This is a genomic window from Streptomyces sp. NPDC014894 (assembly GCF_043080985.1).
Lineage (GTDB): Bacteria > Actinomycetota > Actinomycetes > Streptomycetales > Streptomycetaceae > Streptomyces.
In genome coordinates this window covers 515,969-540,276 of record NZ_JBIBWD010000002.1, presented here as the reverse complement: position 1 = coordinate 540,276, position 24,308 = coordinate 515,969, and the positions used below count along the sequence as shown (strand labels likewise).

At 74.4% G+C, this 24,308-nt stretch carries 19 protein-coding genes; 11 read left to right on the top strand and 8 right to left on the bottom strand.

All coding sequences use genetic code 11. The annotated features are described in order from the left end of the window. Positions 1-168: 168 nt before the first annotated feature. Positions 169-1,482: a helix-turn-helix domain-containing protein gene (locus ACF089_RS06370; protein ID WP_392022579.1), complete on the bottom strand. Its 1,314-nt coding sequence runs from the start codon at positions 1,480-1,482 to the stop codon at positions 169-171. Positions 1,483-1,487: 5 nt separating this feature from the next. Then, positions 1,488-1,640, bottom strand: coding sequence for a hypothetical protein (locus tag ACF089_RS06365; protein WP_392022577.1), 153 nt, complete (start codon positions 1,638-1,640; stop codon positions 1,488-1,490). 317 nt (positions 1,641-1,957) lie between these two features. Here ACF089_RS06365 and ACF089_RS06360 point away from each other — a divergent pair, with 317 nt between their 5' ends. The 8 genes from ACF089_RS06360 to ACF089_RS06325 all read left to right on the top strand — a co-directional run bounded on the left by ACF089_RS06360 (position 1,958) and on the right by ACF089_RS06325 (position 13,456). Then, positions 1,958-2,953: a DUF3068 domain-containing protein gene (locus ACF089_RS06360; protein WP_392022575.1), complete on the top strand. Its 996-nt coding sequence runs from the start codon at positions 1,958-1,960 to the stop codon at positions 2,951-2,953. A gap of 464 nt (positions 2,954-3,417) precedes the next feature. Continuing rightward, positions 3,418-4,782, top strand: a complete 1,365-nt coding sequence (locus ACF089_RS06355) for a glycosyltransferase family 4 protein (protein WP_392022573.1) — start codon at positions 3,418-3,420, stop codon at positions 4,780-4,782. A gap of 6 nt (positions 4,783-4,788) precedes the next feature. After that, complete coding sequence (locus ACF089_RS06350) at positions 4,789-5,589, top strand: class I SAM-dependent methyltransferase (protein ID WP_392022570.1); 801 nt, start codon at positions 4,789-4,791, stop codon at positions 5,587-5,589. Then, the gene (locus ACF089_RS06345) at positions 5,586-9,908 is read left to right on the top strand and encodes an alpha-(1->3)-arabinofuranosyltransferase family protein (protein WP_392023404.1); all 4,323 of its coding nucleotides are present in this window, start codon (positions 5,586-5,588) and stop codon (positions 9,906-9,908) included. Before ACF089_RS06350 ends, ACF089_RS06345 begins: the two co-directional genes overlap by 4 nt. Then, positions 9,905-11,278 (top strand): condensation protein, encoded by a 1,374-nt coding sequence (locus ACF089_RS06340; RefSeq protein ID WP_392022568.1) that lies wholly within the window; start codon positions 9,905-9,907, stop codon positions 11,276-11,278. The genes ACF089_RS06345 and ACF089_RS06340 overlap by 4 nt, the downstream gene beginning before the upstream one ends. Before the next feature lie 263 nt (positions 11,279-11,541). Further along, complete coding sequence (locus ACF089_RS06335; RefSeq protein ID WP_392023402.1) at positions 11,542-12,219, top strand: class I SAM-dependent methyltransferase; 678 nt, start codon at positions 11,542-11,544, stop codon at positions 12,217-12,219. Positions 12,220-12,222: 3 nt separating this feature from the next. Continuing rightward, positions 12,223-13,188 carry a hypothetical protein gene (locus ACF089_RS06330; RefSeq protein WP_392022567.1) on the top strand — a complete coding sequence of 322 codons (966 nt, stop codon included), beginning with the start codon at positions 12,223-12,225 and terminating at the stop codon, positions 13,186-13,188. Beyond that, positions 13,175-13,456, top strand: a complete 282-nt coding sequence (locus ACF089_RS06325) for a Trm112 family protein (protein WP_392022565.1) — start codon at positions 13,175-13,177, stop codon at positions 13,454-13,456. Before ACF089_RS06330 ends, ACF089_RS06325 begins: the two co-directional genes overlap by 14 nt. A gap of 37 nt (positions 13,457-13,493) precedes the next feature. Here the strand turns inward: ACF089_RS06325 and ACF089_RS06320 are convergent, their stop codons facing one another. Further along, positions 13,494-14,354 (bottom strand): GAF domain-containing protein, encoded by an 861-nt coding sequence (locus ACF089_RS06320; protein ID WP_392022563.1) that lies wholly within the window; start codon positions 14,352-14,354, stop codon positions 13,494-13,496. Positions 14,355-14,780: 426 nt separating this feature from the next. Here ACF089_RS06320 and ACF089_RS06315 point away from each other — a divergent pair, with 426 nt between their 5' ends. Together ACF089_RS06315 and ACF089_RS06310 are read left to right on the top strand one after the other, a co-directional pair. Continuing rightward, entirely contained in the window at positions 14,781-14,951 is a 171-nt protein-coding gene (locus ACF089_RS06315; protein WP_392022562.1) for a hypothetical protein, read from the top strand. After that, on the top strand, positions 14,948-15,346 hold the full coding sequence (locus ACF089_RS06310; protein ID WP_392022560.1) for an STAS domain-containing protein: 399 nt from the start codon (positions 14,948-14,950) through the stop codon (positions 15,344-15,346). The genes ACF089_RS06315 and ACF089_RS06310 overlap by 4 nt, the downstream gene beginning before the upstream one ends. A gap of 47 nt (positions 15,347-15,393) precedes the next feature. On the opposite strand, the gene ACF089_RS06305 is transcribed toward ACF089_RS06310, so the two are convergent. The 5 genes from ACF089_RS06305 to ACF089_RS06285 all read right to left on the bottom strand — a co-directional run bounded on the left by ACF089_RS06305 (position 15,394) and on the right by ACF089_RS06285 (position 22,487). Beyond that, positions 15,394-16,647 (bottom strand): cytochrome P450, encoded by a 1,254-nt coding sequence (locus ACF089_RS06305; RefSeq protein ID WP_392022558.1) that lies wholly within the window; start codon positions 16,645-16,647, stop codon positions 15,394-15,396. Positions 16,648-17,008: 361 nt separating this feature from the next. After that, entirely contained in the window at positions 17,009-17,557 is a 549-nt protein-coding gene (locus ACF089_RS06300; protein WP_392022556.1) for a GNAT family N-acetyltransferase, read from the bottom strand. 197 nt (positions 17,558-17,754) lie between these two features. Next, on the bottom strand, positions 17,755-19,821 hold the full coding sequence (locus ACF089_RS06295; RefSeq protein WP_392022554.1) for a M4 family metallopeptidase: 2,067 nt from the start codon (positions 19,819-19,821) through the stop codon (positions 17,755-17,757). A 597-nt stretch (positions 19,822-20,418) separates the two neighbouring features. Next, positions 20,419-21,528: a pyrimidine utilization protein A gene (gene rutA / locus ACF089_RS06290; RefSeq protein WP_392022551.1), complete on the bottom strand. Its 1,110-nt coding sequence runs from the start codon at positions 21,526-21,528 to the stop codon at positions 20,419-20,421. A 377-nt stretch (positions 21,529-21,905) separates the two neighbouring features. After that, complete coding sequence (locus tag ACF089_RS06285; protein ID WP_392022549.1) at positions 21,906-22,487, bottom strand: snapalysin family zinc-dependent metalloprotease; 582 nt, start codon at positions 22,485-22,487, stop codon at positions 21,906-21,908. Positions 22,488-23,255: 768 nt separating this feature from the next. Between ACF089_RS06285 and ACF089_RS06280 the strand changes: the two genes are divergently transcribed. Next, a complete protein-coding gene (locus ACF089_RS06280) occupies positions 23,256-24,209 on the top strand; it encodes an aminoglycoside phosphotransferase family protein (RefSeq protein ID WP_392022546.1) in 954 nt (317 codons plus the stop codon). Positions 24,210-24,308: the final 99 nt, after the last annotated feature.

Here is a 24,308-nt window from a genome sequence, read left to right as displayed (position 1 = left end):
GCACTCGGAGCGCGTACACGCGCCGCGCCGCTCCTCCGGCCCGGAGGCGACCGGCGGGTGCTCGTCCGTGCCGCGGGGCCGGGCCGGGGATCCGTCCGGAGGCCCGTGGCACGGGGCGGCGCACCGGGGGTACGCGGTGGTCCGGGGCAAGGAGGGGCGGTACGCGGATCAGGGGACGAGGCGGCCCAGCTCCCCGCGCAAGCGCTGTGCGCGGAGGACCAGTTCGAGTTCGAAGCGGCGGTCGGGGTCGTCGATCTCCTCGCCCCACAGCTCCCGGATCTGGCGGAGCCGGTAGCGGACGGTCTGGGGGTGGACCCCGAGGCGGCCCGCGATCTCGGGGGCGCCGCCCCGGGTCTCCAGCCAGGCGAGAAGGGTCTCGGCGAGGCGGCGGGCATGGGTCCGGCCGCAGTGGGCGAGCGGGGCGAGGGCGCGGCGGGCGAGGTCGTCGATCAGCTCCTCGGGCTGGAGGAGGACGAGGGCCTCGGTGTGCTCGGTGCAGTGCAGCACCTCCCCCGCCGGGAGCAGTCCGCGTTCCATCAGGCGTACGGCCGCCTCGGCCCAGCGCAGCGACTTCGCCGCGTCGACCAGCGGCACCGGCGGGCCGATCGCGCCGGCCCAGCCGGTCATGGCGCGCCGCAGCAGTTCGGGGCGGCCCGCCGCGTCCGGGTCGGGCACGACCATGCGGGGCCGCTCGGCCTCCATGTCCAGGAGGACGCCCTCGCCGACGGCGGGCGCGACGGCCTGGCGGGCGGGGCGCAGCAGCACCCCGGCGGCGACCTTGGCGGGCAGCGGCCAGCCGATCCGGGCGGCGCGTTCCGCGAGGGCGGCGGCGATCTCGTGCGGGCTGGCGGCGGGGCGGGTGTGGTGTTCGGCGAGGAGGAGTTCCATCAGCTCGCGCTGGAGCCGGAGGCGTTCGCCGGCCTGTCGGGCGGCGGCCTCCGCGTAGCCGCGCACCGACTCGTCGACGAGGCCGTCGAGGTACTCGTACCCCGCGTCGACCAGTTCGTACATGGCGGGCGGCGGGATGTCGACGCGCTGGCCTATCTCGGCGAGGCGTCGCCAGGTGAGCCGGACGCCGAGGCGGTAGATGGCCTGGAGGGAGTCGAGGCTGCGGCCGCCGATGCCCTCGCCCCGGCCGAAGTCCTGGAAGACCTCGGGGTGGACGCGGGGCCGGTCCTCGGCCGTCCCCAGATGCAGGACGAAGATCTCGATGGCGCGCCGGATGCCGATGAGGGACTTGGGTTCGCCGGAGTCGTCGAGGATGACCGGGACGTGCGGGTACTCGCGGCGGATCTCCAGCAGGATCTCCTCGGCCAGCGTGGGCGCCTCGGCCATGGCGAGCGCCGCGAACCGGCGCACCTGGCTGCGCGGTACGTCGTGCCAGGCCGAGCGGGCGCCGAGCGGCGGCAGGGCGCGTTCGCCCAGCGGGTCGGCGGCCGGGGCGGCGCCCGGGGGGCCGAGGGCCGGAGTGGGAGAGGGCATCCGGATCAGCGCTCCCCGGAGGCCTTCTCATAGGTGACGAGGGGCGTGTTGGGCTGGTCCGGGGTGGCGTTGAGCAGGGCCACGATCCCGAGGGCGGCGCCCACGGCGAGGGCCGCGGAGGCCGCGACGGTGAGTGCGGCGGCGAGCAGTCTGGGCATGCTGGGGATCCAGCCTCTCCGGTCGAAAGGTCGTCCCCACCCTGGATGATCCACACGATCCGCGCCAGTGCCCACGAGTCCCTGTTCGTGCGTGGTCACGGGTCCCCGGTCCCGCTTCCGCGTGGTGGTGCGCGCCGGCCCCGACCGGCTGGGGCCAGTGTCGGCAATGCATTGACACCTAGTCAAGGGTGCGCCTACGGTTCCCGGCCCATACCGCGCCTGCACTTTCTCTTCTCGCGCGCTCACGTTCCGTCACCTTGTGACCTCGTTCTCCCGACCCTGTGTCGAGCCGCCCCGAACCCTTCTGGAGTGCCCGGATGCGCCGTACCGCCTCACCCGTCCCGCTCGTTCTGCTGGGCGTCGGCACCTTTTTGCTGGTGCTGGCCGCGATGCTCGCCTGGTATGTCGAGCCGCGCGCCCAGCGCACCCCGATCGACACCGACGCGACCACGGTCTTCACTGGTCAGGGGAGTTATTTCGACACCAAGAAGGTCAAGCCCGTCGATGACGCGGAGCTGACCATCACCCGGCAGGTCCGCGGGGACGTGGCCGACAGCGAGGCCAGCGGCCGGGCCGTCTGGGACGTGTCGACGAGCGTCGACACGAAGGACACCCTGCCGGCGTCCGACCCCCACGACTCGTTCCAGTGGACCGTGGAACGCTGGGTGACCGACCGGAAGACCAACACGCCCGTGCACTGCTGCCAGGAGAGCCCGCGTTTCGAGGGCGAGGCGTATCTGAAGTTCCCGTTCAACGTGGAGAAGCGCTCGTACCGCTGGTGGGACAGCACGCTGGGCTCCACCGTGGAACTCCGGTTCAAGGAGAGGACCGAGGTCCAGGGCCACGAGGGGTATCTGTTCACCGGCACGGTCGACCCGGTGCGGACCGGGACGCGGCAGGTCCCGGGGGTGCTCGTGGGCCGGCCGGAGCGGGGCCAGGTCCTCGCCGAGGAGTGGTACGCCAACCACGGCATCGAGCTGGTCGCGGACCGGAAGACCGGGCGGATCCTGTTCGCGGCGATCGGGCCGAGGAAGACGCTGCGGGCCCCGGGCGCGGAGTCCGCCGCGAACGAGGTGGTGCTGCTGGAGAGCAGGCGCATCGCGTTCACCGAGGAGACGCAGAAGAAGCAGGTCGAGCTGGCCAGGGCCGACAACCGCAAGTTCCGGCTGGTGGGGCTGACGGGGCCGGTGGGAGCGGGCGGTCTGGGGCTGCTGCTGGCCGTGGCGGGATCGGTGATGCTGTTCCGGAGGCGTCCTGAGGACGCCTCCGCCGCCCCGGCTCCGGCCCCGTCGCCGGATTTCGTCGCCGAGTGATGAAGTACGGCCGGTAACAGGTGCGGAATTTATCACCCCGGTGAGTAGCCGCGGCGAACCGCTGGGCGAAAACTGTCCATCCCACCCACCCGAACACACCATCCGTGCCAGTCCCGGCACATCCGAGCGCGATCCCGGCACCCTCCGGGGCACGCTCGCCCCGGGCCGGAACCCCGCCGGAACCGCGCGTCAGCAGTCACTCCCCGGCGCGGTTCCGGACCCGGCCCGCGGGTCCCGTACCGCTCGAAAACCCTCGCTCGAACCCGTACCACTCGAAACCATCCCGCTCGAATCCGTACCGCCGTGTACCTCCCCGGGTACCGCCTCACCTCGTACCGCCTCGTATCCCCTCGTACCACTCCGTACGACTCACGCTTTCCGTTTGTACGCCCTCCCGTGCCGAACGTGATCCTCGCACCACGGTCTCCGCACGGTTCCGCACCCTCAGACGAGTCGGAGCACCAATGCCCCAGCACGTGCCCGCTTCGCTGCGCACGGCCGGTCCCCGGCCCGCTCAGCTCCCCGCGGCGCCGCCCGCAGAACCGCGCCGCATCGTGTTCCTCTCCCGCCGGGACCTCGGCAATCCCGCCGCCGGCGGTTCCGAACTCCTGGTGGACCGGCTGGCCGACGGCCTCAGCCGGCTCGGCCATCAGGTCACCCTGGTCTGCGGCGGCCCGGCGGCCCGGCGCGACTACCGTGTGGTGTCGGCGGGCGGCGACCTCGGTCACTTCCTGCGGGCCCGCAGGACCCTGGCCCAGCGAGTCGGCGACTGCGATCTGCTGGTCGAGGTCTGCAACGGCCTGCCGTATCTGGCACCGCTGTGGCATCGCGGTCCGACGCTGTGTCTGGTCAACCATGTCCACACCGATCTGTGGGACATGCGCTTCGGCGGCCGGGCCCTCGCACCCGCCGGCCGGCTCGGGCGCCGGCTGGAGCACTGGGCCCTCAAGGAGGCGCAGCGGCACAATCTGATGGTCGCGGTGTCCCCGTCGACGGCCGGGGCGCTGCGCGGGATAGGCGTCGGCGAGGACCGGATACGCGTGGTCCACAACGGTGTCGCGGAGCCAGGGCCTCCGCATCCGCGTTCGCCCACGCCGCTCTTCCTGGCGCTGGGGCGGCTCGTGGAGTACAAGCGGATCGATCTGCTGCTGCGACTGTGGGAGCGGGTCAGGCCGGTGACCGGCGGCCGGCTCGTCATCGTCGGGGACGGTCCGGAGCGGGCCCGGCTGGAGAGGCTCGCGGGCGCCGGAGTGGAGTTCGCGGGCCATGTCACCGAGGCGGAGAAACACCGGCTGCTCGGCTCGGCCTGGCTGCTGCTGCATCCGTCGGCCGTGGAGGGCTGGGGCCTGGTGGTCACGGAGGCCGCGATCCGGTCGACCCCGACGGTCGGCTTCGATGTGCCGGGGCTGCGGGACTCGGTCGAGGACGGCGTGAGCGGGGTGCTGGCCCGGGGCGAGAGTTCGTTCGCCGCCGCCTGGTCCTCGCTGGCGCTCAGCGAGGAGCGCCGGGCGGTCATGGGACGGGCCGCGCGGGAGTCGGCGTCCGGGTACACCTGGGCCAATACGGTACGGGCGTTCCGCGACGTCGCCGTGGAGGCCGCGACCCAGCCCGGCCGTGCGGCCGGCCGTGAGAGCGGTGACGGTGCCGCCGGCCGTGCGGCCGGTGACCTCGCCGGGGGCCGTGATCCCGCCGGCCTCGTCGGCCGTGAGGCCGGTGACCGCCCCGTCGGAGCGGCCGTCCGGCCGGGAGTCCGGCGATTCGAGAGCACTCAGGGCCCGCGCCCCGCGCGGATCGCCCCGCGGCCCGGCGCGCGCTCCCGGCGGAAGTGAGGATCGATGCCGCCCTCCGGTCCGAGAGCCGGCTCCGCCACGGGAGCACCCGGCGTCCCGCGCACGGCGGACCGCCCTGCGTCGCCGAAAGACCCTTCCCTCAGACGCTCGTGGTCCCTGCTCCGCGCCTTCGCGCGGGAGCAGGAGGAACCGGAGAGGTGCTACACGCTGCTGGCACGGGACGCCGCCGACCAGGTCGAGGCGTACGGCGGGCCCGTCGCCGGGCGGACCGTCGTCGACATCGGCGGGGGCGGCGGACACGTCACCGAGGAGTTCCGCCGGCGCGGCGCGCTCGGTCTCCTCTTCGAGCTGGACGCACGGGAGCTGGGTCCCGCGCCGCCCGAGGGGGCGGTCGTCGCGGACGGCTATCTGCTGCCGCTCGCGGACGGCTCCGCCGACGTGTGCTTCTCCTCCAACGTCCTGGAGCATGTGGACGATCCGCAGACCTTCCTCAGCGAGATGATCCGCGTGACCCGCCCGGGCGGGCTGATCTACGTCTCGTTCACCAACTGGCTGTCCCCCTGGGGCGGTCACGAGTGGGCGCCCTGGCACTATCTGGGCGCCGCGAGGGCACGGGCCCGCTACGAGCGGCGCACCGGCCGCCCCGCCAAGCACACCCTCGGCGAGAACCTCTTCGCCGTGCACATCGGTCCCACCCTGCGCCAGGTACGGGCCAGAACCGACGTCACGGTGGTCTCCGCCCGCTCCCGCTACTGGCCGTTCCTGGCCGGGGCGGTGACCCGGGTGCCGGGCCTGCGTGAGTTCGCTACCTGGAATCTCCTTCTCATTCTTCGGCGGTGTCCATGACCAGTACGGCCCCAGCGGCCCAGGCTCCCCCTCCGGCGAACGTCCGGACGACCGGCGCGGCCCAGGACCCTCCCGAAGGGCCCCGGTCGCGGCGGTGGCTGCTGGGTTTCTGGGCCGTGGTCCTCGTGCTCTTCCTGGCGGCCGCGCCGGGACGCATGACCTTCGAGACCAAGCTCGGCGTCGCCGCCGACCCCTGGCGGTTCATGGCCGACCTCGGGCAGCTGTGGCAGGACACCGGCGGTTTCGGCGGGCTCACCAACCAGTACATCGGGTACGCGTTCCCGATGCTCCCGTTCTACGGCCTCGCCGATCTGGCGCAGCTGCCGGTGTGGCTGGCGGAGCGGCTGTGGCTGTCGCTGGTGGTGACCACCGCCTTCTGGGGTGCGCTGCGGCTGGCCGAGCGCCTCGGCGCCGGCACCCGTTCGACGCGGCTGCTCGGCGCCGCGGTGTACGCGCTGTGGCCGACGTTCACCATCGTCGTCGGGTCCACGTCGGCCGCCGCGCTGCCCGGCGCGCTGCTGCCGTGGGTGCTGCTGCCGCTCACCGACGACCGGTACAGCGCGCGGGTCGCGGCGCTGCGCTCCGCGCTGCTGATCCCGTTCATGGGCGGGGTCAACGCGGTGTCGGCCCTCGCGTCGCTGCTGCCGGTGGGGCTGTATCTGCTGTCCCGGCCGAACGGTCCGCGGAAGCTGAAGCTCGTGCTGTGGTGGGTGCCGGGAGTCCTCCTGGCCACGCTGTGGTGGGTGATCCCGCTGCTGCTCCTGCGCGCGTACGGGGAGAACTTCCTGCCGTACGTGGAGACCTCGCGGGTCACCACGGACACGATGGCGGCGACCGAGGCCCTGCGGGGCGCGGGGAACTGGGTGGCGTATCTGAACTTCGGCGAGGCCTGGCTGCCCGCCGGGTGGAGCGTCGCGGCGTCGGTCCCGGTCATCGTGGGTTCGGCGCTGGCCGCCGCGCTGGGGCTGGCGGGGCTCGCCCGGCGGGATCTGCCGGAGCGCCGCTGGCTGGTGCTGACCGTGCTGACGGTGGCGCTGCTCACCCTCGCCGGGTACGCGGGGAAGTTCGGCGCGCCGTTCGCCGGGCCCGTACAGGATCTGCTGGACGGGGCGCTGGCTCCGTTCCGGAACATCTACAAGTTCCAGCCCGGTCTCGCGCTCGCGCTGGTGCTCGGGCTCGTCCATCTCACCGCCGTCGCGCGGCGGGCGCGCGGGGCGCGACCGGGGCACGGGGTGCGGTGGGGGCGGCGGTACGCTCCCCTGATCGCGACGCTGCTGGTGCTGCCCGGGCTCGCCCTGCCGTATGTCAGCGGGGCCGTCCTGCAGCCGGGTTCGTTCAAGAAGCTGCCGACGTACTGGGAGGACACGGCCGGCTGGCTGAAGAAGCACTCGCCCGAGAGCCGGGCCCTGGTGGTCCCGGCGACCGCGCACGGGATCTACACCTGGGGCTCCCCCATCGACCAGCCCCTCGACGTGCTCGCCGACTCCCCCTGGGCCCAGCGCGACTATGTGCCGTTCGGCACGCCCGGGAACCGGCGCGCCATGGACGCCGTGGAACAGGCCCTGCTCACCGGCGCCGAGATTCCGGGGCTGCGGGACTATCTGGGCCGGGCGGGACTGCACTACGTCGTGGTCCGCAACGACCTGGATCCGGACCAGATCGGCCATGTGCCGACACCGACCGTGAAGCGGGCGCTGGAGCAGTCCGGCTATGAGCGGGTCCACGGACTCGGACCGGTCATGACCGGCGGGCGGATCGCGGACGACACCCCGCTCCAGGTCGAGGGGCTGTACCCGCGCCAGCGGGCGGTGGAGATCTTCGCGCCCGCCGGGGGCTCCCCGGAGCCCGGCCGGGCCGGGATCCACGCCGCCGCGGACACGGCGGCGGTGTCCGGCGGACCGGAGTCGCTGCTGCCGCTCTCGGCCGACCCCTCGCTCCGCGGCCGTCCCACCGTGCTGACCGGCGACGCGCACCCCGGCGTGGACAGGCCGGCGGTGCAGATCACCGGTGACGGACTGCGGCGCGCCGACACCCGGTTCGGCCTGGTGAACACCAACACCTCGTACACGTACACCGAGGACGAGCGCAATCATCCCGACAGCGTGCAGGCCCCCGGGGACGCGCCGCACCAGATCCTGCCGACGAAGGGCGTCGAGCGCCAGACGGTCGCGGAGCTGCGCGGGGCGCGTGAGGTGACGGCGTCGTCCAGCGGCAACTGGCTGTTCCATCTGCCGCAGTACGACCCGGTGAACGCCTTCGACGGGAACCCGGACACGGCGTGGGCCGAGGGCTCGCCCGACGGCGCGAAGGGGCAGTGGCTGCGGATCGCCTTCGACGGGGAGCAGCGGATGCCGTCGACGCTGAAGGTGACCCCGCTTCCCCAGGACGGGGTGCGGTCCGCCGCGACGCGGGTGCGGGTGGAGACCGAGCAGGGCAGCGAGACCAGCCCGCTGGCGACCAACGGCATGACCCAGGACATCGCGGCGCCCCGCGGTGTGACGAGCTGGGTGAAGCTCACCATGGTGGAGGTCGAGGCCGGGCGGCCCGGACTGACCGGCGCCGGGTTCTCCGAGATCCGCATTCCCGGGGTCAGCGTGACCCGGATGCTGAAGCTGCCCGAGGACGGCGCGGGCTCGGACGCGGCGGCCGAGATCGTGTCGCTGCACCGGCGGTCGGACCCGGGCGGGCTCTCCCCGTCCGGCGCCGAGTCGGGGCTGCACCGCTCCTTCGTCACGGACACGGCCGGAGCGCGGGACATCGAGGTCGGCGCGGTGCCGGTGCCCGGCGAGAAGCTGGACGAGCTGTTGTACAAGGTCGCGCCCGAGCGGGCGGGGCGGATCGTCGCCACCGCGGGCTCCACGGCCCGGCTCGGCACGGGGCTGTCGGCGCGGAATCTGACCGACGGCGATCTGACGACCGCGTGGATCGCCGGGAACAGGCCGGTGATCCATCTGAAGTGGTCCGGCAGGAAGCGGGTGGACTCGCTGGTGCTGGCCGGCGCGGGCGGGCTCTCGGCCCGGCCGACGAAGATCGAGATCAGCTCCCCGCACGGCGCGGCGATCGCCGACGTCGACGGCAACGGCTGGGCCCGCTTCGACGCGATCACCACCGACCGGCTCGACATCACGGTCACCCGGACCGCGCCGGTGACCCTGCACAATCCGATCGCCGACGACTCTCTCCAGCTCCCCGTGGGCCTCAGCGAGCTGCACGTCCCGGCGCTCGCCGACCGCCGTACCGAGCAGCCCTCCGCCGACCGGCCGTTCACCCTGAAGTGCGGCGAGGGGCCGGATCTGGCCATCGACGGCACCCTGCACGCGACCAGCGCCCAGGGCACCGTGAGGGATCTGGTCGAGCGCCGGCCCGTCGAGGTGACGCTCTGCCAACGAGGGGAGAAGAAGCCGACGCTGGCCCTCGGCGCGGGCACGCACCAGGTGGAGGCCGGGGACGCGGGCCCGCTCGCGATCACCGAGGTGACCCTCACCCGGGGCGAGCCGGCCGCACCGGCCGGGAACAGCCGGGAACTCACCGTCGGCGACTGGCCCGCCGACCGCCGCGAGGTGACGGTCGGCCCGGGCGCCGCCTCGTACCTGACGACGTACGAGAACTTCAACGACGGCTGGAAGGCCACGCTGAACGGCGAGGAACTCTCGCCGCTCCGGCTCGACGGCTGGCAGCAGGGCTTCGAGATCCCCGAGGGCGAGGGCGGCACGGTCACGCTGTCGTACGAGCCGTCCCGGGTGTACGACGCGGGGCTGATCGCCGGTGGTGTCGCGCTGCTGGCGCTCATCGGTCTGGTGCTGTACCGCAGGCGGGAGGAGAACCCCGAGCACGCGGCGGGGACCGCTCCCGCGCGGGCCCCGGACGGACCGGGGACGGTTCTCGGGGTGGTGGCGCTGACCCTGGCGGCCGTGGTGGTCGCGGGCTGGTTCGCGCTGCTGGTCCCGGCGCTCGCGCTGATCGCCCTGCGGCGTCACACCCTGCTGGCGCCGATCGCGTTCGCCGCGATGGCGGGTGCGGGAATCGTGGCGGCCACCGGCGCGGGCGAGGCCCCGGCCGCCGGGCAAGGGGCGTTCGGGTACGCCGCCCAGCTCCTGGCGTTCGTCGCGCTGTTCGCCGCGCTGGTGACCGTCGGAGGGACCGGACGGCGCGGGCGGGAGCGCGACGCCGAGGACGATTCGGGATCCGGCTCCGGCCACGCGTCCACGAAGCCGGGTTCGGGCGCCGGGCACTCGGACCCGCCCGCGGGTCCCGGGGCCCGCGTGCTCCCCCGCCCGCCCGGTACTGCCCCGGGCGCTCCCGGAGGCGGCGTCCGGTGACCGCCGTGGACGATCCGACGCGCTCCGTCCCGGCGGAGCGGCCCGCCCTCGTGCCGTTCCCCGTCGTGGACGAGTTCACACGGCACTGTCTCCGGGAGGAGGAGCCCGAGACCATCCACATCGAGATCCGGCTCCCGGGGCGGCCCGACCCGGCGCGGCTGCGGCGGGCGTTCACCGACGCGCTCCGTCACCACCCGCGCGCCCAGGTACGCCAGGCGCCGGGCCCCTGGCACCGGCGGCGCTACTTCTGGGAGCTGACCGACGAGCCGGACCCCGGCGTGGACGTGGTGACGGTCCCGGCGGCGGAGCCGGGGGCGCTGGAGCGGGCCAGGGAGCGCTGTCTGGCCTCGGCTCCCCCGCTGTCGGCGTCGCCGCCCGTCCGGCTCGAAATCGTCGGCGACCCCGCGCGGCCCGGCGGTACGGCCCTGTTCCTGACCGTCAACCACACCGCGCTGGACGGCCCCGCGTCCCTGCGGGTCCTGGCGACGGCCGCCGAGCTGTACGGCGGCCGGGGCGACGCGGCGGCCGCGCCCCCGGTCCGTACCGCCCCCGAGGGCCGGGGCGCGGCCGCGGGGCCGTCCCCGTGGGCGCGTCCCGCCCGGGTGGCGCGCGGCCGCCCGTCCGGGGGGCCTGGCAATGGCGTCCTGGTGGCCGACCTGGCCGTACCACGCCGCCCGCCCGGTGCCGCGTACACCGTGAACGATCAGCTTCTGGCCGCCACCGCGCTGACGATCGCGCACTGGAACCGGGAGCGCGGGGCCCCGCCGCGCCCGATGCGGATCACGATGCCGGTGGACGACCGGCCGCGCGCCGCCGACATGCCCATCGGGAACGGCACCCGGCTCGTCGAAGTCCCCTTCGCCGCGGCCGAGCTGGCGTTCGGCGGGCGGGGCGGCGCGGCGCGGGACCGGGACGCCATGGGCGAGCTGCTGCGCCGGACCGCCCGGCGCACTCGCGCCCTCAAGGCCGCGCCCCGCCCGCAGCTCGGTTACGGAGCCGCCCTGCTGACCGCGCCGGTGCTGCCGGTGGCGTGGCGGGCGGCCGTGACCCGCGGTCTGCGCCGGGCGGCGGGGCCGTGGACGTCCACGGCGCTGCTGAGCAACATCGGCCGCGTTCCGTACGCCCTGGACTTCGGCGACGCGGGCCGCTCGGACGCCGTCTGGTTCTCGGCGCCCGCCCGGATGCCCCGGGGGCTCAATGTGACGACGGCGTCCACCGGCGGGCGGCTGCATCTCGCGCTGCGCTGGTCGCGGGCGCTGCTCGCCCAGCGGGACGGGGCGAGGCTGCTGGAGCTGTTCGGCGGATACCTGGACGCGACGGAGACCGCCGCGGCCGGGAACGGCGGGGCGGCGGAACGGGGTCCGGCATGACGAAGACCACCGGGGCGGGGAGTCCAACGAACACGGACACGAGCGCGGGCGCGGGCACGAGCGCGGACACGAGCGCAGGCGCGGGCACGAGCGCAGGCACGGGCACGAGCGCAGGCACGGGCACGAGCGCGGACACGAGCGCAGGCGCGGGCACCGGCACCGGCACCGGCACCGGCACCGGCACCGGCACCGGCACACGGTCCTCCGGCCCGGCCGCCGCCGCCGCGCCCCCGGGGCTCCGGGAGTTCTACGAGAACCCCGCCGTGCCCGTCGCCTCCGGGGACGCCCGCAGCCTGCGGCAGGCCCGGATGCTCGCCGCCGCGCTCGGCCCCGCCGCCGCACGGCCCGCCGTAGTCCTCGACGTCGGCTGCGGCGACGGCACGGCGGCGGCCGCCGCGGCCCCGCTGCTCGCCGGACACCGCGTCATCGGCGTCGACTGGTCGCAGGACGCCCTGCGCCGGGCCCGGACCCGGCTCCCGGACGTGGTACGCGGGGAGCTCACCGCGGGCCGGCTGCCGTTCCGGTCCGGCGTGGCCGACGCCGTGCTGTTCAGCGAGGTCGTCGAGCATCTGGTCGACCCGGACAGCGCCCTGGACGAACTGCGGCGCGTTCTGCGCCCCGGCGGCCATCTGATGCTGTCCACCCCGAATCTGGCCGCCTGGTACAACCGGGCCCTGCTGCTCGCCGGGGTCCAGCCCGTCTTCTCCGAGGTCAGCCTGCGCGGCATCCACGGCCGCCCCGGCAGCGAGGTCGTCGGGCACCTGCGGCTCTACACGGCCCGCGCGCTGCGGGAGTTCGTGGCCGCGTCCGGCTTCGAGGTGGTCCGGGTCGCGGGCGCGCCCTTCCACGGGGTGCCGCGCCCGCTGCGGCCCCTGGACAGGCTGGCGTGCGCGGCCCCCTCGCTCTCCTCGATCCTGCTGCTGCACGCGCGGAGGATGTAGTCCATGGGGTGGGGTGTGGCCGCCGCGCTGCTGGCGAACGCGTTCTACAGCGCGGGATTCGTCCTGCAGAAGCGGGCGCTCGGCGGCATGCCCGCCGTCTCGGTCCGGGAGCCCGCGCGGCTGCTGCGGCTGGTCCTCGGGAGCCCGCTGTGGATCGGCGGCGCGCTGGCGCTGGCCGCCGGGTTCGCGGCGCAGCTCGTCGTCTACCGGACGCTGCCGATCGCCGCCGCGCAGGGCGTCTTCGTCTCCGGCCTGGTGCTGCTCCTGCTGCTCTCGTCGAAGCTGCTCGGCGAACGGATCTCGGGAGGGGAGCGGTTCGCAATCGGGGCCGTTCTCGCCGCCCTGGTGATGGTGGTCCTCTCCCTGTCCCCCGGCGCCGACACGGTCGGCGCCGGCGCGCCGGCGCCGCTGGTCCTGCTGGTCTGCGTGCCCTCGCTCGCGGCCGGGCTGTGGCTGTACGCCGCCGCCGAGCGCCGGGCACGGCGGCCGCACCGGAAGCTGACGACGGGGGTCGAGTACGGGGTCGCCCTGGGGCTTCTGTACGGGGTGAGTTCGCTGGCGATCAAGGGGGTGTCGGGCCTGACGGCCGGGCTGCCCGACCGGCCCGGCGCCGTGCTGCTCGGCGTGCTGGGGTCCCCGTACCCGTATCTGCTCCTCTTCACCGGCGTCTTCGGGCTGATCTTCTCGCAGGCGGCGCTGCAGCGCTTCCGGGTCTCGCTGATCGTGCCGGTGTGCACGACGGTGACGAGCGTGTTCACGGCCGTCCTGGGGACGTTCGCGTTCGGTGAGACGCTGCCCGGCGATCCGGTGCGGCTGGCGCTGCGGGTCGCGGGGACCGTGCTGGCCGTGTCGGTGCTTCTCGCGATGCCGAAGCACGACCCGCCGGAGCGGCCGGAGGCGACCGATCCGACCGGCCCGCCGTCCCCGACGAATTCCGCTGAGGAGCTGACCGCCCATGAACCCCGATGACCCGCTGCTGAGCATTCTCGTCTGCCCGCTGGACAAGGGGCCGTTGCGGCTGGTGAGGAGCGGCGCGGGCCCGGACGCCGACGCGGCGCCGGCCGGTGACGCCCTGTACAACCCCCGGCTGCGGCGGCTCTATCCGATCGTCGACGGCGTCCCGCAGTTGCGTCCGGCGTCCGGGGCGCAGGTGTCCGCCGAGGAGGGCGAGCGGCTGGCCCTCGGGGGCGGCGCGGGGACGGGGCCCGCGGCCGGGCACGGCGGTGGCGGGCCCTGACCGGCGGCTGCCGCGCCGGCCGTCCGCCGTCGCGTGTTCACGGCGTTCGGCGGGCGGTCCGGTGCAGGTGTTCCAGGGCGTCGAGGACGACGGTCCGGCGGTGCCAGGAGAGCCATTGGCCGACGGCGGCGGAGGCCGTCCGCAAGGCTTCGAGCTGCGACTGGGTGAGTCCGGCGGTGAGCGGGCGGGCGTGGTGCGAGGAGATGACTCCCCGCAGGATGCCCTGTTCGTCCAGGAGGGGGACGCTGTGGCAGGCGCGGCTGCCGGCGTGGAGTATCACCTGCCGGGATCTCTCGTCGAAGACCGTCGCCGTCTCCACATCCCGCACGGTGACCTGCTGCCGGGCCTGGGCCGCCTGTGAGCAGGAGGTCTCGGCGTGATCGACGAAGGCGAAGAAGTCGGTGAACCGGCGGCTCAGCCCCTGGTGCTTGTCCAGCCGCAGCAGCTGCCGTTCGGCGAGCTGCACATTGCCCATGTCCGTCTCGGTGATGTCCAGCACCCGTTCGAGTACGGCGCTCAGCACGGCTCCCTGGGGCACGGCGGGGCCCGCGTCACGGGCCAGGGTGATCCCGGGGAGCGGCGGCGCGCCGGTACGGGCCCGGCCCGGGAACCAGGCGACGGACCGGGGTTCGGGGCCGGGGATCCGGATGACCGCGTCGGCGAGGGTGTGCAGTCTGATGTTGTACGTCTGCGAGGTGCCGCGCAACAGGTCGAAGGCGGCCTGCAGGCCCGGCAGCCGGTAGCGCTCCTTGAGTATTCCCTGGGCGGCCGACACCGTGGGGTGGGCGAGCGCCCGATTGCGCAGGGCGAGGTTCTCCTCCGTCAACTGCTGGAGTTCGTCATTCCGCGCGTCCGGCTCCTGTGTGGTGCCGGCTCCGGCGTCGGGTTCCTGGCCCACTGTGCAACCGTCCTTCTCACCGCGGCCACGGGAGCGCACCCGCAGCGGCCCTCTTCTTCGTCTCTTCGTACGACCGGGGCCATAGTGTCAAACTCCGGTGTGGGCCCGCTCCCCGGATCTCCATATTCCCGCGCGCGGGCCGGGCCGCGCGGAGCGGTCCGCCGGCCGTCGGCCGCTCCGGCGCGGGGCCGCCCCGGTACACCGCGGGCATCCGTGCCCATCAGGGACGATGCGCGGAGCGGGGGTTTGGTCCCTCTCCCCGGCGGGCAGACGTGCAGCACCGCCTCGGGAAGTGGGGCAGTCCTTGTTGGCCGTGGTGCTTCGGCACGCCCTCGGTTCGTCAGCGCGGTTGCTGAGGTACCGGCGTGCCCGGCTGCCCCGGGGAGACAGGACAGCCATCGAACCTTCCCCCTGAGAGCAGGTCTCATGAACACATGCGAGGCGGCCCTCCTGGTCGTTCTCCCCGCGGGCTCCTCCGGCGACTCCGGCGGGCTCGGCCGGCCCGGCGCTCCCGCCGGGGGCCGGGAACGACGGCGGTCCGGCGCGGACGGCGCCGTCCGCGCCGGAGCGGCACGGCACGCGCGGGGTCTGCTGTGACCGCCGCCGCGCCGCGCCCGATCCTCTCTCACCGCACCGAGTTCAGGGCATGCCCGGGAGGCGGGGAGCGGGCCGTCATCAGGCTGGTCGGGGAACTGGACCTGGATTCGGGCGCGCTGGTCGCCGATGTCGTGGAGCTGTGTCTGAGCTGCCGCCCGGTCGGCGTCCGGGTCGACGTCAGCGGGCTCACGCTGATGGACTGCGCCGGACTCGGCCGGCTCCACGGAGCCGCCCGCGCCGTGGCCGCGGCCGGCGCGGACTTCGCCCTCGTCGGCGACCCTCAGCCGCTCGTCAGGCGGGTCCTCGACCTCACCGGCACCTCGCTCGGCACGCTCGCGGAACCCCCGTCGCCGACCGCCGTCCCCCTGGAACCGGGCCCGGCGCACACCGGATGAGACCGGCCGTCGTGTCGGGCCGCGTTCGGGGGCGGCGGCGGGAGCGCTCAGCCGCCGTCCCCGGCGGTCACCTCCAGCACGCAGTCGCGCAGCTCGTAGCCGCCGATGGCCTCCATGAAGCCGACCGTCGGCGGACCGGTCATCCGTACTCCGGGCAGGGCGAGCAGCCGGCTGAGGAAGACGTCCGTCTCCAGGAGGGCGATGTGCTGGCCCGGGCAGGTGTGCGGGCCGTCGCCGAAGGCCAGCCCCGGCCCTTTGGCGTCCTTCATGGCGCGGCCCGGCCGCAGACGGAGCGGCCGGGTCCCGACGGTCCGTTCGTCGGTGTTGACGTGGTCGACCAGGATGTCGATCCGGTCGCCGGCGGGGACGGTGAGCCTCCCGCCGTCGGCGCCGGGCAGTTCGAGGGGCTGGGTGGTGCGGCGGCTGAGGCGGCCCAGGACCGGTTCGAGCCGCAGGATCTCCCCGAGCACCGCGAGCCTGCCCGGCTCGTCCGCCGCCCGGTAGTGCGCCCGCAGACCGGGGTCGGAGAACAGGTGCCAGGCCGCCGCGCTGATGAACTCGCGGGTGGTGACCATGCCCGCCGCCGCGAAGGTGAGGCACTCGCCGAGGATCTCCGCGTTCGAGCAGCCGTCGTCGATGAGGTGGGAGATGAGATCGTCCCGCCGGGCGCGGCGGCGGGCCCGTACGGCGGGGCGCACATCGCCGGCGTACACGCGCAGCCAGTTGATGTTCTGCCGCAGCGTCCAGTAGACGCCGCTCGGGCTGGTCAGTCCCGGTGTGCCGAACCGTTCCGGGAAGAAGCGCTCCAGCCGTCTCTTGATGCCGGGTCTGCTGTCCGTCAGGCCGATGACCGCGCAGGCCACCTCGATCGCGAGGTCGAAGCTGAGATCGGACAGCAGGGCCCGGCCGTCGGCCCGCAGCCGGTCGATCCGGTCCTGCGCGACGCGGACCATGAGGTCGCGGTAGTGCTCGTCGACGCGGCGCGGGGTGAAGAACCGCGCGGTCTGGCGGCGGTGTTCGCGGTGCTCGGGGCCGTCCCGGTAGAGCACCGGCCGCCGGATGCGCCGGGGCAGCTTCGACACCGTCTCGATCCCGAGCCCGGCCTGCACCGTCGACGTACCGCGCAGCACGGCACGCGCCTCGGCGTACCCGCGCACTTCCCACACCCCGTCGGGGCCCCGCGCCACGGGACAGCCGCCCGTCGTGCCGCCGCGTTCGATCCGGCGGAATCCGAACCCCTCGTCCGTCCCGGCGCCGGCCGTCTCACCGGCATCACGGAACTCACCGGACTCGTCGCCCATGGGCGACACCCCCTCTCTTCCCGAAGCCCGTGCCGGGCCGTCGCGCTCCCGGCCTCCCCGCCCTGGCGGACGGCGCGCTCCCGCCGGTCGCGGGGCGGGTGCGGTGGGCCGTTCCGGGTGGTTCCTTCCCCCCGCGACGGCGCGGGAAGCGGCCGTCCGGGCGGGGGCTCGGGAAGGCGAGCGGGCCGATCCCGGGCCGGGTGAGGCCCAAGACGCCGAAGACGCTGGAAATGCCGAAGGGGCCGGAGACGCCGAAGAGGCCGGGGCGGCGGCCGGCGGGCGCGGGGCGGCGCCGTACGAGGCCCGGGCGTCGAGGGGACTCCCCCGCGCGAGCCGGCGGGCAAGGAGCGGTCCGGCCCGGCTACTCGCTGCCTGTCCACTCGTCGGCGAGCAGCGCCCACACCTGAAGGTCCTGGCGCACTCCGTGCATCTCAAAGACACCGCGCGAGACGCCCTCCAGCGTCATGCCCAGCCTTCCGGCGACGGCGATGCTCGCGTCGTTGGCCGGTGAGACCAGCCACTCCACCCGCGACATCCCCCGCACCCCGACGGCCCAGTCGATCATCGCACTCGCCGCGCGGGTCACCAGCCCGCGCCCCTGCGCTTCGGGCGCCAGCCACGCCCCCAGCTCGCAGACGCCCTGCCGAGGATCGAAGACCCGGAACAGGGCTCCGCCGACCAGGACGTCGTCCGACCAGATCCCGTAGATCCGTCCGCCGTCCGCGGCCTGGCTGTCGGCGTACCGCTGCAGGAACCGCCGAGCGCTCTCCGTGTCCACGACCGTATGGGCCCAGGGCAGCCAGGGAGTCAGATGCGCGCGCGTCCGATCGGTGAACGCGGACAGCTCCGCCGCGCACCAGGGCTCCAGCGGACGGAGTTCCGCGCGGTCGCCGAGGGATCTGCCGAGCATGTCGTCTCCGATCGTGAGGCCGCGTCGCGCCGGCCCTGGTGGTTCTTCTCCCGGACCTTGCCGACTCGTCCGGGAGAAGGACCCTAGCCGGGGCGCGGGAGCCGACGACAGGGAATTACGCCGTGGTGGCGGGTGGCGGGGCCGCCGGGGCGGGCCCCCGCGCTCCCCTCGCGCGGGGAACGCGGGGGCGTCCGGGGTCAGAAGGAGAGCTTCCAGTTGTTGACGCGGGTGGTGTCCGTGTTGTATAGGTCCTGGGCCGTCAGCTTCCAGGTGCCGTCGGCGGTCTCCGACGAGGCGTCGACGACGTAGGTGACGGGCTGGACGAGTCCGTAGTTGCCCCGCAGGAAGTACTGGGTGCCGTCCGGTGCGACCAGGTGCAGGGCGACGTCCGACTGCCAGCCGGTGTGGGAGGCGTCCACCGTGACCTTCAGCAGGGCGGGGGCCCTGCCGGGCACCGAGGTGACGGTGACCGAGGAGGAGACCAGCTCGCCGGGGCCGCCGTTCACGGGGGCGTCCGGGACCGGGAGGGGGGTGTTGTTCGCGAAGACGGGGCCGGGCGTCGTCGGGGGGTTCGGGTCGCCGGAGCGGGTGCCGACGTTGACCGCGCCCCAGGCCTCCCTGACGTTGGCGTGCACGGCGGAGTTCGCGCCGAAGAGGTCCGCGGCGGCCGTGAGGGTGGCGGTGCGGGCGTCCGCGTAGGTGGAGTTGGAGGTGAGATAGCGGGTGAGCGCCCGGTACCAGATCCGTTCGGCGGCGGCCCTGCCGATGGCGGTGACCGGAAGCCCGTCGACGGTGGGGCTGTCGTACGCCACCCCGTTGACGGTCTTCGCGCCGCTGCCCTCGGAGACCAGGTAGAACCAGTGGTTGGCGGGGCCCGCGGCGTTGGAACCGTCGAAGCGGCCGAGGCCGGCGTGCCAGTAGTTGGCGAGTCCGCCGATCCGGGCGGGCCGGTCCTGGGCGCGCATCGGCCTGCCGTCCCCGTGGAAGTCCACCTGCTCGCCGATCAGATAGTCGCCCCGGTCGGCCGACTTGTCGTTGGCGAACTCGATGGACGTGGCGAAGATGTCGCTCGTGGCCTCGGCGAGTCCGCCGGCCTCGCCGTAGTAGACCAGCCGGGCGGTGCTCGCGGTGACGCCGTGCGCCATCTCGTGCGCCGTGATGTCGAGCGAGGTGAAGGGCTTGACGGTGGCGGACCCCGCGCCGAAGACGGCGCAGAAGCAGTCCTCCGACCAGGAGGCGCTGCGGTCTCCGTAGCCGGCGCCCGCGACGATCCGGGTGGACGCGCCGTCGCCGTCGTCGCGTACGCCGTGGCGGGCGTGGGTGTCCTCGAAGTAGTCCCAGGTGGCGCGTGCGCCGTACGCGGCGTCGGCGGCGGCGGTCTGGGGGTTCGCGGACGTGCCGTCGCCCCAGATGTCGTCGGCGTCCGTGAAGAGCGTGCCCTGGGTGCTGTGGCTGTGGGTGCGGTACGTCTTGTGGCCGCCCCGGCCGGCGTCCACCAGGCCGTGGTGGGCGCCGTACCGGGTGGATTCCAGCCGGACCTTTCCGCTGTACTGGGTGTCTCCGGTGGCGTGCTTGACCGCGTCGTACCGGTACAGCTCCGCGCCGGTGGCGGCGTTCGTGATCACATGGAGGTCGCTGGGCGCGCCGTCGGCCCGGCGGCCGCCGACCACGGACTCCCAGGCGAGGACGGGCTTTCCCGAAGCGGCCCAGATCACCGCGCGCGGTGCGCGGGACGCCTTGGCCTCCTTCGTGCCCGTCCGCTTCGCCCGGCCGAGCGCGAAGGCGTTCGCGGCCTCGGCGGTTCGGGAGGGGGTGGTGCCTGGGACGGTGATCCGGGCGCTCGTCGCCCTGTTCACGCCCTGTACGGCTCCTGTCGGCCCCGTGCGCACGACCAGGTCGCCGCCGAGGACGGGCAGTCCCGCGTAGGTGCGTTCGTAGCGGGTGTGCAGGGTGCCGTCGGCGTCCTTGAGCACGCTGGTGGGCGCCAGTCGCTCCTTGGCCCCGAGTCCGAGCGCGCGTGCCGTCCCGTCGCGCCGGTCGACGGCGTCGGCGAGGAGGCGGGCCTTCTGGGCGGGGCTCAGGCGCGCGGGCAGCGCCCCGGGCCGGGGAACGGCGTCCGGTACGGCGGAGGTTCCGGCGGCCTCGGAGGACGCGGCGGCCTCGGTGGAGGCTCCCGCGGTCGCGGGCGGGAGGACGACGGCGAGCAGCGCGGTGGCGGCCGCGAGCGCGCCGAGGGCTGTCACCGTGCGGGGTGATCGTCTCAAGAGGACTCCTTCTGCGGCGACCGCCTGGATCGGCGGTCGGAAAAGGACCCGGTCGGCCGGGTGTGCCGGCCGGGGACGGCTCTGGTGGTGCGGGTCGCCGCCCTTCTCGGGCGGGAGCCTGGTACGAGAGCTTCGTCCGCGTCGTGCACCATGCGGTGGGGCACGCGGTGCGGTGTGGGGTGTGCGGTGTGGAACGGGACGTGCGGGACTGAACGCGTCGCGCGGTGCGACACGGGAGAAGCGTGACACCAAAGCCCGCTCGGCCGTCGGGGGAATGGGGCGGTGTGGCCATAACCTGTCCGTCGTTCCTCGCCCGCTCCGTCGCGCACGGCTCCCGGGCGCGCCGCCGCCGTACCGCCCGGACGTCGCCCGCGCGTCGGCGTGCGGCCGCGGAAGCGCAGGTGGGGCGTCCTTCGGCCGCGGGCGCGGGCACGGGACCGCTTCGGGGACGCCTCTGCCGCCGGGGCCCTCGCGCACCGGCGGCGCGGCGATATCACGGTGGACATCGCGCCGCCCGCCGACTCCGTCACGCCCCGTCGGAGAGTCGGGGCCGGTACGCCGCTGTCGCGGTGACGGCGGCGGGCGTTCGGGGATTCCTCAGTCCCGTGAACGGTCCTCCGCCGGTCGTGACTTCCCTGTCACGGAGGTGCGGGACTTCATGAGCGGCTGAACGCGGGTGCCGAAATTCTCGATTCCTTCGAGGAATTCGTCGAAGACCAGGATGATCCCCTTGACGCCATGGATCTCGCTGATCTGGTCGAGCATCCGCGCGACGGTCCCGTAGGACCCGACGAGCGTTCCCATGTTGAGGTTCACCGCGCCCTCGGGCAGTGCCACCGTCTTCGCGGTCGAGGCGTCGTCGGCGTCCTGGTCCTGTGCCGTCTGCGCGGTCAGATATCCCAGTGCCGCGAGGTCGGCGTGATCGTGGTAGTCCTTCCACTTGGCCAGCGCGGCGTGGTCGGTCTCGTCCGCGATGACCATGAAGAGGGCGAGTGCGCCGACGTCGCGGCCGGTCGCGCGCGCTTGTCCGGCGAGCGTGGCGGTGGCCGCGGAGAGCGCGAGCGGAGTGTTGACCCCGCTGCCCAGGATGAAGTTGCCGTCGGCGTACTCGGCGGCGAATCTCATCCCCGTGCCGCTCTGCCCCGCCGCGAGGATGTCGATGTGGCCGTTCGCCGGGCGCGGCGACAGCACGCAGCCGTCCATGGTGTAGAACTCGCCCCGGAAGTCGCTGACGCCCTCGCTCCACAACTGCCGGAGCACGGTGACGTATTCGGCGGCCCGCCGGTAGCGGTCGGCGAAGTGCTCGTCCCCGGGCCACAGGCCCATCTGGGCGTACTCGGCGGGCGCCCAGCCGCTGACGATGTTGACGCCGGCCCGGCCGGGGGCGATCGAGTCGACGGTCACCGCCATCCGGGCGGCCATCGCCGGGGGCAGGGCGAGGATGGGGGCGGAGGCGTACAGCCTGATCCGCTCCGTCACGGCGGCCAGTGCCGCTGTGAGGGTGAACGATTCGAGGCAGTGGTCCCAGAATTCCGTCTCGCCGCCGAATCCCTTGAGTTTGATCATCGACAACGCGAAGTCGAGTCCGTACTCCTCGGCCCGTCGCGCGATGGTCTTGTTCAGTTCGAAGGTCGGCATGTACTGCGGAGAGCTTTTCGAGATGAGCCAGCCGTTGTTCCCGATGGGGAGGAAGACTCCGATGTCCATACCGCTCCTCAGTCGCCGGGGCGGGCGGCCCGCGGACCGCTCTTCCCGCCCTTGCCGCCGTCCCCGTGCGGGCAATTCTGCCCGCGGCGCGGTGGGGTGCACAACGAGCGCGGCCGCCCTGCGCCGACCGGGCGGACCCGGACCCGACGGTCACCGTCGGGTCCGCGCCCTCCCAGCCGCTCACGCCGGGAGGCGTCCGCCCGAGGGCGGTCCTCCTCGGTCAGGGCCGGAGGTCCGAGGAGTGCGGGGCCGCTCCCCCGCGCCGTGGGCCGTGGACCCCGGCGGTGTGACGGCGCCGCTGCGCACGGAGCGGCCCGGCGCCCCGTCCCCGCGGCCGGAGTTCGGCGCCTGGTCCCGCCGCGGGGCGGGGCACGGCGTCAGCCCGCGTCGACCAGCGTCCGGCCGTCGGTCGGGATCCGGTGCGCCGCGCCCGAGGCGTAGGCGGACTCGACCCGTGCCTGCTCGGTCGCGTTCGGCACCGCGTTCTTGCAGCTGGTGCCGGCGCTGGAGCCCGACATCAGCTGGGAGCACGGTCCGGGCTTGGTGTCCCACAGGCCCAGATTGTGGCCGATCTCGTGCGCGGCGATACGGGTCTTGTCGTGCCCCTGTGTGACCGCCTGGCTGCCGAGTTCGACCCTGACCTGTCCGCCCGGACGGACCGGGCCGAGCGTCGCCTGCGGCCAGCCGCTGGTGGCCACGATCTGGATCTCGGCCCGGGCGCCGGGCGAGACCTTGACCAGCTTGACGTTGTCGACGTTCGCGTTCCACGAGGCGACTCCGGCGGTGACCGCCGCCTCCCAGCCGCTCGCCCGGCTGTCGTCGTAGCGCAGTGTCACCACGGCCGCCGCGCTCCGCTCCCCGGCCGGCTCCGGCGCCGACAGGGCGTTCGCGGTCGGCGCCGCGGTCAGGGAGATCGCCACGAGGGCGCCGGCCAGTCCGAGGCGTATGTAAGGCAGCATTGCTGTCCCTTCGCATGTGGGGGCTTCGGCTCCGACCGGAGCCGAGCGTGTCGGGAGGACCGTCGGCGCACGGGCGGGAGGCGTCTTCTCCGACGGGGAGTCGCGTACGGCGCGGCTCGGCGGCGGCGCGGGGTCCGCGCCGCGCCGACGGGCCGTACGGTCGCCGACGGCTCACCGCCCGCCGCCCCGGCCGCGGTGCGCGGACCCGAGGACTCCGGGCGCGAACGGCCTCGACGTGTCGCGGGAGACGGGGAGAGGAAGCGGGCGCCCCGCCCGGCGCACGCGCCGGTCGGCCGGGTGGAGGCGCACCGGTCCGTTCGGGTTCGACGTACTGACCCCTTGCACGAGGCCGGGCATACGCCACTCCATTCCTCTTCACGCCGCCGGCGATCGTGGCGAACGGTACAACGCCCCGCCGTCGCCAACAAGGCGTCGGGAGCGGCCTGCGGGACGGAGCCGCCCAGTGCGACGGAGCCCGCCGGACCGGTGGACCGGCGGATCGGTGGACCGGCGGATCGGCGGATCGGCGGATCGGCGGATCGGCGGGGCATCGTGCTCGGGCCGCTCGGCGGCGCCGCGCCGCGGTCCGCGCTCCGGCGCCCGCGAGCGCGCGTCCCGTCCGGGCGGCTGACGCCCCGACGGATCGCCGGACGGGCTTCGGCGACGGCGGGCCGGCCGCGTACCGGCGAAGCCGCTGACCGAGCGCCGCGGCCGTCGCCTCCCGGAAACCGTTCGCGCGGAACACCGTCCGGATGATGGGGTGGCACGGTGACCGATGACGACGAGACAGCGGCTGTCCGACCACGCGCACGGGCCTGGGTGGGCCGGCACCTGAGAGCCGGTGAACGGATCGTCGGAACCGAGGCGCTGCACGGCGGCATCACCGCCGAGATGCGAGGGCTGACCGTCGGCGCGCGGGACGGCGGCGCCCGGGAGCTGGTGCTGCGCACCTTCGTCGGCGTGGAGCGCGCCGAGGAGTGGCTGAACAGGGAGGCCTCCGCCCTGGCCGTGCTGACGGGGACCGAGGTGCCGGCTCCCGGGCTGGTCGCGGTCGATCCGGCCGCCGCCCACTGCGAGCACCCGTCGCTCCTCATGACCCGTCTGGCGGGCCGGCCGGCCCTCGGCGACGAGGGCGTGGCGGCGCGCGTCCCGCTGCTGGCCCGTCAGCTCGTGGCGATCCACGCGCTGCGGCCCGCCGATCGGCCCCCGAAGTATGTGACGTTGACGACCGCCGACACCGTCGTGACTCCGAAGAGCGCCGACGCGGCGGCGTGGGCCGCGGCGATCGACATGATCCGCGAGCCCCCGCCGCCCTACGCGGGGCGCTTCCTGCACGGGGACTTCCACCCCGGCAACGTGCTGTTCGACGGGCCGCCCTCGCGGCCGGCCGACGTCCGGATCACCGGCGTCGTCGACTGGGCAGCGGCTTCCTGGGGCCCGGCGGATCTCGATGTGGCCCACTGCGCCACCAATCTCGCGCTGCTGCACGGACCGGAGTGGGGTCTGCGGTTCGCCGAGGCGTACGAGGCGGCGGGCGGGACCCCGGCCGCGACCGCGGGCGAGCGGCTGTACTGGCGGGTGCGGAGCGGGCTGGCGTTCTCGGAGGAGGTGAGTCTGGTGTCGGGGCCATGGCGGCAGGCGGGGAGGACGGAGCTGACGACGCGGGCCGTGGAGGAACGGCTGGACGCCTATGTCACCGCCCTGATGGACACACGGGCCTGAGCCTTCCGGAGACGGTCCGGCCTTCTCGTGCGACACCCGGTGGCCGTGATTCCGGCGTCGGCCGCCGAGGGGGCGGGGCCCGCGCCGTGGACCGGTTCC